Raw genomic sequence first — 804 nt, forward strand, 5'->3', positions numbered from 1 at the left:
ATGGTGTCTTCTGCAAAACGGTATCCGTTTCATCCAGAACATAGGCCGACTGCATCCACTGCAAACGGTTATGTAGCGCGATGTGTCGGTTGGCCGCCCCCTTCGGCTTGCCCGTCGAACCCGAGGTGTAGATCACATACGCGAGCTGCTCCGGATGCACCGTCACCGTTGGCTTGCTGGCCGGATAGTCCGCATCCGGCACCACATCCACGAGTACCACTGGCACGTTGGCCGCAGGCAGCTTGTCCACCAGCGCCGAGTGCGTTAGCAGCAGGCTCAGACCGGCGTCTTCTACCATATGCGCGAGACGATCCGCCGGGTAGTCCGGGTCCAGCGGCACGTAGGCGGCACCGGCTTTGAGAATCGCCAGCAAGCCGACGACCATCTCGATACTGCGCTCCAGCGCGATGCCGATGCGGGCTTCACGCCGGATACCTTGCGCCAGCAATTGATGCGCGAGGCGGTTGGCGCGGCTGTCGAGTTCGCGGTAGCTGAGTTCTGTTTCGCCAAAGATCAGCGCGACAGCCTCAGGGTTGGCCGCCGCCTGCGCTTCGAATAGCTCGTGCACCGGTTTGACGTCCGGGTAAGTCGTCTCGTTGACGCCCCAGCTTTGCAGCAGAGCGTGTTCGGCCGCTGGCAACAGGTTCAGCTGCGTCAGCGGGGTAGCCGGTGCCTGGGCCAGCGCTGCGGTAATGCCCGTCAGCGCCAGTGTCATGTAGTCGCACAAGCGTTCGGTGGCGATACTGGCAACGCTCTGCGCGGCGAGGCTGAAGCCTGCGCCCAGATCGTCGACCGATAGTGCAA

At 62.9% G+C, this 804-nt stretch carries 1 protein-coding gene; it reads right to left on the reverse strand.

What is annotated here, in order from left to right; all coding sequences use genetic code 11:
* Nucleotides 1–804: AMP-binding protein (locus ACZ9W6_RS17555; RefSeq protein WP_465192480.1), on the reverse strand; the 804-nt coding region annotated here is incomplete at both ends.

The organism is Vogesella lacus (genome assembly GCF_979366295.1).